Source organism: Microbacterium sp. Kw_RZR3, from assembly GCF_029222405.1.
GTDB lineage: Bacteria > Actinomycetota > Actinomycetes > Actinomycetales > Microbacteriaceae > Microbacterium.
Map to the genome: position 1 here is coordinate 1 of NZ_JARHXC010000312.1, position 11,802 is coordinate 11,802.

The following is an 11,802-nucleotide window of genomic DNA, read 5'->3' on the forward strand; positions in this document are numbered from 1 at the left end:
TCGGTACTGACGCCGGAACGACCCTCGGATGCCGAGAACTCCTTGTCTGCGAGGGGCTCCGCCGAGCCATCTCGTACGGGGGAGGACGATATCCCCCCAGGCGGCCGCCCTCCTCACGGCGACGGCCACCCACCAGACCAGCAGGATGCCCATGAGGACCGGCGCCGCGCCCGTGAAAAAGGGGACGTTGACGACGTCGTCACCCAGGAGAGCGGTCGGCTGGAAAGCAGCCCGTGTCCGGCCCGTGCCATCGGTCCACCCGTTGAGGTAGACGTGCCTCTGGACGATCGTTCCATCGTCGCTGATCCACGAGCCGAAGGGGCGGCAACCTCCGCGCGGCCGCTGTTCGCACCCCTGCTGGGTGAAGGTGCCCCACACCCGTGGTTGCCCGAGATCGATCAGGCTGGCGACCAAGATCGCCGTGATAGCAACCGTGAGGACGCCCGCCACCACGTAGAAGGCGACCTGACCGAAACGCCGCCATCGGGCGCCCCAACTTTGCCAGCGCTCCATGGAGCGGTCGTATGCCGCGTGCGGGTGCGGCGCGGGTGTCGGCACGAACGCGACTCTAGCGGTCGTCCGCCCCGTGGACGCGCACCGCTATTCGGGCTGCTCTCGTTCTTCACGAGTCGGGAGCAGAACTCGCGTCGCGGCTGCCGCGAGCGGTGCGTTGCTACGGTGAAGGATCAGCCGAGGAGGCACGCATGGCGAAAGAACGAGCGGCTGTCGGGCCGTGCACATCGTGGCCGGAGGACAGTGCCTTCATCCGGGAGGTCCTGGACCGCATCGGTGACAAGTGGACCGTTCTCGTGCTCACCACGCTCGGCGACCGGACGCTCCGCTACTCAGACCTGATGGCCAGCATCCCCGGAGTCTCGCAGCGGATGCTGACGGTGACGCTGAAAGCGCTCGAACGGGACGGTCTCGTCGAGCGGCAGGCGTATGCGGAGATTCCCCCGAGGGTGGAGTATTGCGCGACCGACCTGGGGAGGTCGCTTCAGCGCGCCGTCCTGCAGCTCTCGCAGTGGGCGGTCGAGAACCATTCGGCGGTCGCGGCGAACCGGGCACTTCACGAGCGAGTCGGAGTCGGAAGAGCCGGAGTGAAGGGCGCCCCCGCGGCGCTCGCCGACTGAGCCGGCCATCCCGGAGCGGCGCTCGCGCGCCGCTGCGCTGAGCGACGAACTTCCCCCTCCGTCAGGCACTTCGAAGTGCCTGTTGTAAGCGTTCGACAACAGTTCGATGATGTTGTTGCGCACTACAAGTGAGGTGGAAATGATGACCGACAGCATCCTGTCCGAAACATCGCAACGCGTCGTGATCGAGGTCTGGACTGACCTGGGCTGCCCCTGGTGCTACGTCGGTAAACACCGACTCGAAGAGGCCATCGCGAATCGCGCGGACGGCGATCGCTTCGAGCTTCGGCTGCGTTCGTTCGAGCTGAACCCGGGCGCGCCGAAGACGCCGGAGACGATCGAGAGCGCCTTCATCCGCTCGCACGGCGGAGATGCGCAGGTCGTCGTGCGGGCCGAGCGTCAGATCCAGGCCCTCGCGCAGAGCGAAGGCCTCGCATTCTCGGTGGACCGACTCAACGCGAACACCTTCGATTTCCATCGTGTCTTCCAGTACGCGCAGGAACAGGGCGTCGGGGTCGAGTTCTTCTCGCTGGTGCAGGACCGCTTCTTCGCGGGGGAGCTCAACCCTTCGCGCCCGACGCTCTCGCGGCGGCCGGTATCGAGGTGGGGCTTTCCGAAGATCGAGTACGCGAGGTGCTGGAGGGGGACGACTACGCGGCGGACGTCCGCGCCGACATCGAAGAGGGTCAGCGCCTGGGTGTTCGGGGGGTTCCGTTCACCGTGTTCGATCGCCGCCTGGCCGCCTCGGGTGCCCAGTCCGTCGACGGATACGCCCGCGCGCTCGCGCAGCCCGTCACTGAGACTTCGGCGGGTGCGGCATGAGCGACGGATCCGACCGGCCGTTCGCTCTGCAGTCGGTCGGCGACGACGAGGCGGCGTTCTGCGACCCGGAATCCGGCGACGCGTGCGTCATCCCAGAAGCCATGTCACCGCGCCTCGACGAACGCCCGCACCGCCGCCGCCGCATCCTGCGTCGCACGATACGTGTGCTCCGCCGCGGGGAAGACGCCCTCGCGCACCTCGCGCGCGTACGTCTCGACACCCTCCACCATCGCGTCGCCGAGAGCGGCGTAGCGCTTGACGAAGACGGGGGCGCGGCCCTCCGTGATGCCGAGCAGGTCGTGCTGGACGAGCACCTGTCCGTCGGCCTCGCCCGCGCCGATGCCGATGACGGGGATGCGCAGTGCCCGGCGGATCTCGGCGACGACATCGGCGGGAACCGCCTCGATCACGATCGCGAACGCTCCGGCATCCTGCACCGCGAGGGCGTCACGGGCCACCCGGATCGCGTCATCATCGGTACGCCCTTGGGCTCGGAGGCCACCGAGCGCCGTCGCGGTCTGCGGTGTCAGGCCCACGTGGCCGACGACCGGGATGCCGGCCTCGACGATCGCTCGAAGCCGGGACAGGCGGGCCGCGTTCGCGCCCTCGATCTTGACCGCGTCGGCACCGGCCTCGTGGACGAAGCGGACCGACGTCGCGACGGCCTGCTCGTCGCTCAGCTCGGTCGTTCCGAACGGCAGATCGCACACCACGAGCGGGGTCTGCACCGCGCGACGAACGGCTTTCGAGAGCGTCAGCATCTCGTCGAGGGTCACCGAGGTGGTGTCGGGGTGTCCGAGCACCACCTGTGCTCCGGAGTCGCCGACGAGCACGATGTCGACGCCCGCGCGCTCGGCGACGCGGCCCGACGGGAAGTCGTACGCCGTCACCATGACGATCGGCGTGCCGGCTTCGGCGAGCTCGCGGAGGCGGCGGAGCGTGACCCGGGGGCGCGTCACGACGGACTCCCGGTCACCGGGATGAGATCGTCCACGCCGAGGACCACGTTGTCGATGAGCCGCACCTCACCCACCCGAACGGCGAGCGCGAGCAGCGTCGGGGTCTCGGCCGTCGTGATCGGCTCGAGACTGTCCGCGTCGACCGCCTCGACGTACTCGGGGTCGAGTCCCGCCCCGCCCAGTTCGTCGCGCACGACGGTCGTGAGGCGGTGAGAATCGCGGATGCCGGAGGCGAAGGCATCCTGTGCCGCTCGAAGCGCGCGCGGGATGACGGCCGCGACATCGCGCTCCTCGGCCGAGAGTCGGGTGTTGCGGCTGGAACGCGCGAGACCGTCGTCGTCGCGCGAGGTCGGGCGCGCCACGATCTCGACGGGGATGCCGAGATCGCTCACCATGCGGCGCACGACGACGACCTGCTGCGCGTCCTTGGCGCCGAAGTACGCGCGGTCGGGCTGGACCGCGAGGAGGAGCTTGGTGACGACCGTCGCGACTCCGTCGAAGTGGGAGCGGCCGCGGACAGCGCCCTCCAACGTTCCCGTGATCGCTCCGGCGACCGAGACGCTCGTCGCGAAGCCCGCGGGGTACATCTCGGCGGGCGAGGGGGCGAACACGAGGTCGGTGCCGGCTTCGGCGGCCAGCTCGACGTCGGCTTCTTCGGTGCGCGGGTAGGCGGCGAGGTCGGCGGCCTCGCCGAACTGCGTCGGGTTCACGAAGATCGACAGCACGACGGTGGCGTTCTCGGACCGCGCGGTGCGAAGGAGGGAGAGGTGACCCTCGTGCAGGGCGCCCATGGTCGGAACGAACCCGATCTGCTCACCGCGGAGGGGGGAGAGGGCCGCGCGCAGGTCTGCGAGGGTGCGCACGATGCGGATGCTCATGAGGTCGTCTCTCTTCCGGTTCGTTGCGTGGCGGCGAGGTCGCGGGTGGCGTCGACGAGCGCGTCGAACAGGGCCAGACGGTCCGGCAGTCGCTCGCTGATCGCCCGGCGCTGCCGCTCGATCGTGGCCGCGTCGCCGCGGGAGACCGGTCCGGTCAGCGCGGCCGCGGCTCCGCGATCCGCCCAGTTGTCGACGGCTGCCCGGACAAGGGGGACGAGGGCTTCCCGCTCGACTCCCGCGGTCGCCGCGAGCTGCTCGGCCATCCCTTCGAGAGTGACCAGGAAGTTCGCTGCGATCGAGGCCGCGGCGTGGTACGCCGCGCGGTCCTCGTCGAGAACGTCGACACCGGTCATGCCCAGCTCATCGGCGAGGGCGGATGCGACGGCATGGGCCGCGGGTGAGCTCGCCGAGAGGGCCGCCGTGACGCCCGCGAACGATGTTCCCGCGCCCGTCACCGTCATGAGGGGATGAATGCTGAACGCGTCGTGCGGGTGGAGGACCGAGAGGTCGAGCGAGCCGGAGAGGTGGCCGACGATCCGGCCGGGCGCGATCGCGCGCGCGGCCGACGCGATCTCGGCATCCGGAACGGCGAGGAGCACGATGCCGGCGTCCGCGCCGGACTCGCCCCGCCCCGCGGGGCCTGCGACGGGAACCCCCGCCGCCTCGAGAGCGGCGACGAGCGCGCGACCCATCCGGCCGTCGCCGACGACGAGGAGGGGCCCGGAGAGTGCCAGGGCGGAGGGGAGGGGCTGCGGTGTCATGTGCGTGGGGTGACAGCCGCGGAGGCGGCTTCGCCGCAGTCAACCGTACTCGCTTACCGGGAGGCCGGTGAGGCGCAGAGACCGGCTACCGCTCGGCTACCGCTCGGTCGCTGCCATGCGGCGGGTGAATCAGCGATGCAGACCGCACCGCCTCCATCTACCCTTTGTATGCAAACGTCGATCTCGGATCGGGCGTACACGACCCCGATCTACACGCTTTCCGAGGCCGCTCACATCATTCGGGCTCCCACGTCGTCTTTCGGTCGGTGGGCACACGGGCACGCGTTTCGGCAGCGCAACGGCAGCGGCCGGCGATGGAGTGACCCCATCCTCCGGGGTGTGAAGAGTGGCCGCGGATTCACCGTGCCCTTCAACGCCCTCGCCGAGGGGTACATCGTGGAGTCGTTTCGTCGCGCAGGTCTCCCCCTGGCTCGCATTCGTCCAGCGGTGGATGTCCTGCGCAACGAGCTCGGTCTGGAGAACGCTCTGCTCCGCGAGAAGCTGAAAACGGACGGCGCGGAGATTCTCATCGAGAACGGCGACCACGACCTCGTCGTCGTTCGTAATCGACAGGGAGTCTTCCGCGACGTCGTCGATCAGTACCTGCGAACGATCAGCTACCGCGACGGCTACATCGACTCTCTGCGCCTGCCGACGTACGAAAGAGCCGAGGTCGTCGTCGATCCCCGGCGCAACTCGGGTCAACCGACGATCGCGCGCCTCGGTGTCCGCGTCGAGGACGTTCTGAGCCGACTACGCGATGGTGATCCGATGGCGGATGTCGCACAGGATTTCGGGCTCGAGGACGAGGAACTGACTTCGCTTCTTCTTCAGGCAGCACGACCGGGCTCCGCGGGCGAGGTGCCCGCGACGTGTCGGTGATCGCTGTCAGATCGGCTTCGTCACCTGGTAGACGGACGGATCGAGGGGCGACAGCCCGTCGAGCGGAGGCTGACGCACGAGTTCGAGTATCGGTCGAAACGGCTCGCCGTTCCCCGCGTTGAAGGCGCGGATACTGGCGGTCAGGTGTTCCCGGGAAGTCACGTTGCGCCAGGCGAGCCGACGACCCGATACCCGCGCGACCTGGTCGAGGAAGGCGCGCTGCGTCCGACCGTTGCCTTCGCGGAAAGGATGGATGTCATTCATCTTCTCGAGCAGATCGCTTGCCAGCACCACGAACTCGGCCTCGTCGATCTCGGGGTTCAAGAGACCGGACGTCGCAAGCCAGTCGAGGGTGCTCCCCGCCGCGGACGGTATGAGCGCCGAGGCATGGAACTGAGATGAACCCTTGCTGATCTCGACCGTGCGGATCCGGCCGGCCCACGCGTACACGTCCTGGAAGAGGCGACGGTGGGTCTCGGCCCACCGGGCAAGGTCGAAGGGCCCCGTGATCGGGGCGACTTCGAGCTCCATCCGGCGGGCAAGGGTGAGTTGATACTCCTGGCGTTCGAGACGGTTCCGGTCGCGTTCGTCGAGAAGGTTCTTCAAGACGCTCGAACCCGGATAGACGTACGGGTCGACGAAACCGTCAGTCACGGTAGCCCCCGCGCTTGACCTTCTCGATGATCTCCGCCGTCGAGATCTTCCCCTCGACGTAGAGGCCGATGTCTTGCACCATCTCCGGGGTGGGCTCCATATCTTCGAGGGCCCAGCTCGCCATGGTGTCGATCACGAGCTCACGCCGGGCCTCCCGCGAATCGAGTGCAGCCATCGGTGGTCTCCTTCTCCTCGGCTCCATTCTCTCAGCGATGAGCTCGTCGACGCCGTCGTTCAGGCCCGGTGTTGTTCCTCGAGCAGGCTTTTCCCGCGTCGCGCATAAACGCGATCCGCGCGCATAAACGCGCTGTGCACGTGTTTCTGCGCGCGAACAGCGTTTATGCGGTGGCCGTGCGAGGCGCCTCGGGAGCGCTCGCGCCCCCGGGCGCAATCCCTGGCTCCGCGGCATCCGGTCCTGTCACGATTCCGGGATGGATGCCATACCCGCCGACGCCCCGGCGCTCCCCGTCGCCGAAGCGGACGCACGCCGCGCCATCGCCCTCGTCGTCGGCGCGCTGGCCACGGTCGCGTTCGTCGCCCTGCGCCTCGCCGTCGCCCTGAACGGACACACGGCCCTCGACGTCGACGTGTGGTGGGATGCCGCGATGGCGGCGATCGCGACCCCGGTGGGCGTGATCCTCGCGTGGGTCCCCGCGATCGTGGGCGGCACGATCGGCATGATCGTGATCGGGGTGGCGACGACGATCGTCTTCGCCCTCCGGCGTCGCCCGTGGGACGCGCTGACGGTTGCGGCATCCATCGCTCTCGTCGTCGCGATCGGGGCGCCGATGGCCGCCGTCATCGCCCGGCAGCGGCCCGCCGACTCCCTGGCCGAGACGATGGCGACCTCCTTCCCCTCCGGGCACACGGCGGTGGCGACGACCATCGCCGTCGTGCTCGGGCTGATCCTGCGCCGCCGGTGGGTGTGGATCACCGGTGCTGTCTGGGTGGTGTTGATGATGTGGAGCCGTACCTACCTGCACGCGCACTGGCTCTCGGACGTCGTCGCCGGTGCTCTCGAGGGGGTCGCGGTCTCGACGTTCGTGTGGGCGCTCATCCAAGTGGTCCGCGAGCGTCGAGCGCAACGCCTCGCCGTGACGGGTTCGTGAGGACTACGGTTCCCGGATGACCACTCCCTCGGCCGCCGCGAACAGAGCGCAGGACTCGACCGTTTTCGAGGTCGCCGCGCGCGTCGGTTACGTCGTGCTCGGCCTGCTCCACCTGCTGATCGGGGTGATCGCGATCTCGATCGCCACCGGATCCGGCGGCGACAGCGCCGACCAGAGCGGGGCGTTGGAGAAGGTCGCTCAGGTTCCCGCGGGAGTGGTGCTGCTCTGGGTCATCGTCGTCGGCCTGGCCGCGCTGGCGGTGTGGCAGATCGCCGAGGCGATCGTCGAGCAGGATCCGGATGCCAAGAAGCGCTGGGCGCATCGAGCGAAGTTCGTCGGCACCGCCGTCGCCTACGCTGCGATCGCGTTCACCGCTCTCACCGTGGCGCTCGGCGGACGCTCGAGCTCGTCGCAGTCGTCGCAGACGATGTCCGCGCAGCTGCTGTCGAGCCCAGCCGGGGTTGTGCTGCTCGTCGTCATCGGACTCGGCGTCGCGGCCGTCGGTGTCGCCTTCGTCGTTCGCGGGTTCACGAACGCGTTCGAGAAGCACATGTCGATCCCCGGCGGGGCGGCGGGGCGCGGCATCCGCACCTTCGGCATGGTGGGGTACATCGCCAAGGGGGTGGCCGTCGGCGTGGCGGGCGTGCTGTTCGTGGTCGCCGCGCTGAAGCACGACCCGTCGACCGCCGGCGGACTCGATGCCGCCCTGCGCTCGCTCGCGGGTCTGCCGTTCGGGCAGGTCGTGCTGTGGCTCGTCGGTGCGGGCCTCGTCGTCTACGGCCTCTTCTGCTTCGCCCGCGCGCGATACGCGCACATGTGACCGCGTCCGGCCTCACTCCCGCGGTCGGGCTCCGGCGATGAGGAGCGAGAGGCCGAGCTCGAAAGCGCGAGTCGCGACCGGGTCGGCCGGGTCCTGGTCGACGAGGGTGGCGTAGGCCGCCGCGAAGCGGGGAACGCTCTCTTCCTGTCCGGTCGGATCGAACATCACGGTCGGGCCCGACATGTCGAGCACGCTGCCGAGGATGAACGACTCGAAGGCCGTGAGCAGCGGGAGGATGTCGTCGCTCTTCCAGCCGACGCGCTCGGCGGCGACGGCGAAGTCCTCGTACTGCGACATCAGCAGCGGCGCCGACGACCGGTGCGACATGAGCAGCGGGATCGTCCGGGGGTGACGACGGAAGGCGTCCCGGTAGGAACGTGCCCAGCGTCGCAGGCCCTCCTCCCACTCGTCGTCACGGAGCGAGGATGAGTCGATGCGCTGCGAGACCAGCGCGCGGACGTCTTCGATGAGCGCCGCGAGGTTCGGCACGTGGTTGTAGAGCGAGGTCGGGTGCACCTTCAGGCGGTCGGCGACGCGCCGGATGCTCGCCCCGTCGCTACCGTCGCGATCGACGAGAGCGAGGGCGGCGCGGGCGATCGCCTCGCGCGAGAGCTTGGGGTGCGGCGGCCGGGGCACGTCGGGGCCTTTCGGTCGGGTTCGACCACGTTACGCGATGCCCGCGTTTCGGGCGTGTATCGGGTTCGTGACGAGTCGAGGAAACGGCGGATTCGTCGTGAGGAAAAGTCGTAGCGTTCCTAAAACCTACGCTGTATGTTTCTCGCAGCGTGGTCTCAAGGAGGTTTCCATGGCGGTCGTGGTGTTCACGAACGGCGCGATCCGTGTCGACGGATCGACGGCCGACATCGACCGACTCGTCGTGATCGACGGGGTCGTGGCATCCGCGGGCTCGCCGGTCCCCGACGATGCCGAGGTGGTCGACCTCGAGGGAGGGCTTCTGCTCCCCGCGTTCGGCGACGGACACGCCCACCCCCTGCTCGCCGGTCGCGAGCGGCGCGGGCCGGAACTGCGCGATGCGACCTCCGTCGCCGAGATCGTCGAGAGGGTCCGCGCGTGGGCCGCGGACAGCGACGACGCCTGGCTCATCGGCGGCAGCTACGACGCCACGATCGTCCCGGGCGGGATGTTCGACGCCCGCTGGCTCGACGAGGCGGAGGCCGAGCGGCCCGTCGTCCTGCACGCGTGGGACTATCACACGGTCTGGGCGAACACCGCGGCCCTGCGGGCGGCGGGACTGGATGCCGAGACCCCCGAGCCCGCGCTCGGACGCATCGAGCGCCGTCCCGACGGCTCCCCGCTCGGCACGCTCGTCGAGCGACCGGCGATCGACCTGGTCTTGGACCGCGCGCCGCGTCCGTCCGTCGCGGCCGACGTCGAGGCGCTCGCCTGGGCCACCGAACGTCTCGCGGCGAACGGGATCGCCTGGGCGCAAGAGGCCTGGACCGAGCTCGACGACCTCCCCTCGTGGGTGGCAGCGGCGGAGAGCGGTCGGCTCGCGGTCGACGTCGATCTCGCCCTGCGCGCCGACCCCGCGCGCTGGCCGGCGCAGCTGGACGACCTGCGCCGCGCCGCCGACGGCATCGCGGGGGTCCCGGGTCTCACGGCACGCACCGTGAAGTTCTTCGTCGACGGCATCCTCGAGAACCGCACCGCGCACCTGCTCGACTGCTATCACGATGCCCACACCCGCGGCCTGCCGAACTGGCATCCGGATCAGCTCGGCGAAGCCGTCGCCGCGTGCGACGCCGCCGGGTTCGATGTGCACCTGCACGCGATCGGCGACGCAGCGGTGCGGGCGGCGATCGGCGCAGCGGAGGGCATTCGAGAGAGCCTCCGCCGCGGGCGCCGCCTCACGATCGCCCACGCGCAGATCGTCGACCCGGCCGACCTGCCGCGACTCGCCGAACTCGAGGTCACCTTTTGCTTCCAGCCCCAGTGGGCCGTCCCCGACGCCGTGATGACCGAGCTCACGCTGCCGCGCCTCGGCCCCCTGAGGGAGAGGCAGTACCGCATGCGTGCCGCGCGCACCGCCGGCGCGCACCTCAGCTTCGGCAGCGACTGGCCCGTCACCTCACCGGATGTGCTCCTCGGCATCCGCACCGCGGTGACCCGCCAGGACGAAGACGGGCAGCCCGCCGGCGGCTGGCAGCCCGAGGAACGACTCACCCTCGACGAAGCCCTCGACGCCGCCACGAGCGGCGTCGCATGGCAGGCCGGCGACGACGCTCACCGCGGCGCTCTTCGCCCCGGCATGGTCGCCGACCTCGTCTGGCTCGATCGCGACATCCGCCGCGAGCCGGTCGACCGCATCGCCGATGCCCGTATCCGCGGGACGTGGCGACGCGGCATCCGCACCTTCACGGCGTCGGCGCTCGCCGGCGCCACTCCGCCTCGCTCCTTCTGACCCCGAACAGGAAAACCGTGACCTCCTCCGAAACCTCGCTCCGGCGAGTCATGGGAGTTCCCTCCCTCGTCATCTTCGGCCTCGCCTACATGGTGCCGCTGACCGTCTTCACCACGTACGGCCTCGTCGCCGTCACGACCGGCGGCCACGTGCCGACGGCCTACCTCGTCACGCTCGTCGCCATGCTCTTCACCGCGTTCAGCTACGCGGCGCTCGTGAAGGCGTTCCCCCGTGCGGGCAGCGCGTACACCTACGCCCGCCGCGCGTTCGGCGGTCACGTCGGCTTCCTCACCGGGTGGTCGCTCATGATCGACTACCTGCTTCTCCCGCTCATCAACTACGTGCTGATGGGCATCTACCTCAACGCCCAACTGCCCGGCATCCCGCCGTGGGTGTTCGCTCTGGCGGGCGTCCTCCTCATCACCGGGCTGAACATCGTGGGCATCACGGTCGTGCGCAACGCCAACCTCGTGCTGGTGGGTCTGCAGCTCGTGTTCGCGGCCGTGTTCGTCGTGTGCGCGGTGCTCCACGTCCTGCAGAACCCCGGCGTCTCGTTGCTGCAGCCGCTCTACGATGCCGGCCTCACTTTCCCCGGCCTCCTCGCGGGTGCGGCCATGCTCGCCCTGTCCTTCCTCGGGTTCGACGCCATCTCGACCCTCTCCGAGGAGGCGCGCGACCCCGAGCGCACGGTCCCGCGGGCGATCATCCTGACCACGATCATCGGCGGGCTCATCTTCACCGTGATCGCGTACGTGTCGACCCTCGTCATCCCGAACGTCACCGACATCGAGAACCCGGATGCGGCGGCGAACCAGATCATGGAGATCGCCGCGGGGCGCTGGCTCGAGCTCTTCTTCCTCATCGCGTACATCGCGGGCTGCATCGCCGCGGCGCTCGCCTCGCAGGCGAGCGTGGCGCGCATCCTGTTCGCGATGGGGCGTGACGGCGTGCTGCCGAGCTTCTTCGCTCGGCTGAGCAAGCGCTATCGGACGCCGATCGGCGCGGCGATCTTCGTCGGTGTCGTCTCGCTCGCCGCGCTGTTCGCCGACCTGAACACGGTGGCATCCCTCATCAGCTTCGGTGCGTTGGCCGCGTTCTCGCTCGTCAACCTGTCGGTGATCAAGCACTTCCTCATCGACGAAGGGCGTCGCGGCGGAGCCGCCGTGTTCCGCTACGGGGTCCTGCCCGCGCTCGGCTTCGCGCTCACCGCGTGGCTGTGGTTCAGCCTGTCGCCGCTCGCGCTCACGGTCGGTCTCGTCTGGATCGGCGTCGGCGTCGTCTGGCTGGCTGTGCTGACCCGCGGATTCCGCCGTCGGCCGCCCGAGGTCGAGTTCGACGACGAAGTCGAGGCGCCCGAACGCA

The 11,802-nt window shown here is 69.5% G+C and carries 13 protein-coding genes and 1 pseudogene; 7 read left to right on the forward strand and 7 right to left on the reverse strand.

What is annotated here, in order from left to right; genetic code table 11:
- On the reverse strand, positions 1 to 558 hold a 558-nt coding region (locus P2P98_RS17240), incomplete at its 3' end, for a hypothetical protein (protein ID WP_275801491.1).
- Between the two features lie 146 nt (positions 559 to 704).
- On the opposite strand from P2P98_RS17240, the gene P2P98_RS17245 reads away from it, so the two are divergent.
- On the forward strand, positions 705 to 1,133 hold the full coding sequence (locus P2P98_RS17245; RefSeq protein WP_275801492.1) for a helix-turn-helix domain-containing protein: 429 nt from the start codon (positions 705 to 707) through the stop codon (positions 1,131 to 1,133).
- 142 nt (positions 1,134 to 1,275) lie between these two features.
- Positions 1,276 to 1,955: pseudogene (locus P2P98_RS17250) on the forward strand (DsbA family oxidoreductase).
- Between the two features lie 104 nt (positions 1,956 to 2,059).
- Here P2P98_RS17250 and panB read toward each other — a convergent pair.
- The 3 genes from panB to P2P98_RS17265 are packed head-to-tail and all read right to left on the reverse strand — an operon-like array spanning position 2,060 to position 4,553.
- Positions 2,060 to 2,914, reverse strand: coding sequence for a 3-methyl-2-oxobutanoate hydroxymethyltransferase (gene panB / locus P2P98_RS17255; protein ID WP_275801493.1), 855 nt, complete (start codon positions 2,912 to 2,914; stop codon positions 2,060 to 2,062).
- Positions 2,911 to 3,792 (reverse strand): pantoate--beta-alanine ligase, encoded by an 882-nt coding sequence (gene panC / locus P2P98_RS17260; RefSeq protein ID WP_275801494.1) that lies wholly within the window; start codon positions 3,790 to 3,792, stop codon positions 2,911 to 2,913. The genes panB and panC overlap by 4 nt, the downstream gene beginning before the upstream one ends.
- Positions 3,789 to 4,553: a Rossmann-like and DUF2520 domain-containing protein gene (locus P2P98_RS17265; protein WP_275801495.1), complete on the reverse strand. Its 765-nt coding sequence runs from the start codon at positions 4,551 to 4,553 to the stop codon at positions 3,789 to 3,791. Before P2P98_RS17265 ends, panC begins: the two co-directional genes overlap by 4 nt.
- Before the next feature lie 168 nt (positions 4,554 to 4,721).
- On the opposite strand from P2P98_RS17265, the gene P2P98_RS17270 reads away from it, so the two are divergent.
- The gene (locus P2P98_RS17270) at positions 4,722 to 5,435 is read left to right on the forward strand and encodes a DUF433 domain-containing protein (RefSeq protein WP_345799733.1); all 714 of its coding nucleotides are present in this window, start codon (positions 4,722 to 4,724) and stop codon (positions 5,433 to 5,435) included.
- A 6-nt stretch (positions 5,436 to 5,441) separates the two neighbouring features.
- Here the strand turns inward: P2P98_RS17270 and P2P98_RS17275 are convergent, their stop codons facing one another.
- Together P2P98_RS17275 and P2P98_RS17280 are read right to left on the reverse strand one after the other, a co-directional pair.
- The gene (locus P2P98_RS17275) at positions 5,442 to 6,089 is read right to left on the reverse strand and encodes a Fic family protein (RefSeq protein WP_275801497.1); all 648 of its coding nucleotides are present in this window, start codon (positions 6,087 to 6,089) and stop codon (positions 5,442 to 5,444) included.
- Positions 6,082 to 6,264 (reverse strand): antitoxin VbhA family protein, encoded by a 183-nt coding sequence (locus P2P98_RS17280; protein ID WP_275801498.1) that lies wholly within the window; start codon positions 6,262 to 6,264, stop codon positions 6,082 to 6,084. The genes P2P98_RS17275 and P2P98_RS17280 overlap by 8 nt, the downstream gene beginning before the upstream one ends.
- Positions 6,265 to 6,520: 256 nt before the next feature.
- On the opposite strand from P2P98_RS17280, the gene P2P98_RS17285 reads away from it, so the two are divergent.
- Positions 6,521 to 7,198, forward strand: coding sequence for a phosphatase PAP2 family protein (locus tag P2P98_RS17285; protein ID WP_275801499.1), 678 nt, complete (start codon positions 6,521 to 6,523; stop codon positions 7,196 to 7,198).
- A gap of 16 nt (positions 7,199 to 7,214) precedes the next feature.
- Complete coding sequence (locus tag P2P98_RS17290) at positions 7,215 to 8,018, forward strand: DUF1206 domain-containing protein (protein ID WP_275801500.1); 804 nt, start codon at positions 7,215 to 7,217, stop codon at positions 8,016 to 8,018.
- Between the two features lie 12 nt (positions 8,019 to 8,030).
- On the opposite strand, the gene P2P98_RS17295 is transcribed toward P2P98_RS17290, so the two are convergent.
- Complete coding sequence (locus P2P98_RS17295; RefSeq protein ID WP_193754817.1) at positions 8,031 to 8,654, reverse strand: TetR/AcrR family transcriptional regulator C-terminal domain-containing protein; 624 nt, start codon at positions 8,652 to 8,654, stop codon at positions 8,031 to 8,033.
- A gap of 169 nt (positions 8,655 to 8,823) precedes the next feature.
- Here P2P98_RS17295 and P2P98_RS17300 point away from each other — a divergent pair, with 169 nt between their 5' ends.
- Complete coding sequence (locus tag P2P98_RS17300) at positions 8,824 to 10,440, forward strand: amidohydrolase (protein ID WP_275801501.1); 1,617 nt, start codon at positions 8,824 to 8,826, stop codon at positions 10,438 to 10,440.
- A gap of 17 nt (positions 10,441 to 10,457) precedes the next feature.
- A partial coding sequence (locus P2P98_RS17305) for an APC family permease (protein WP_275801502.1) occupies positions 10,458 to 11,802 on the forward strand: 1,345 nt, incomplete at its 3' end.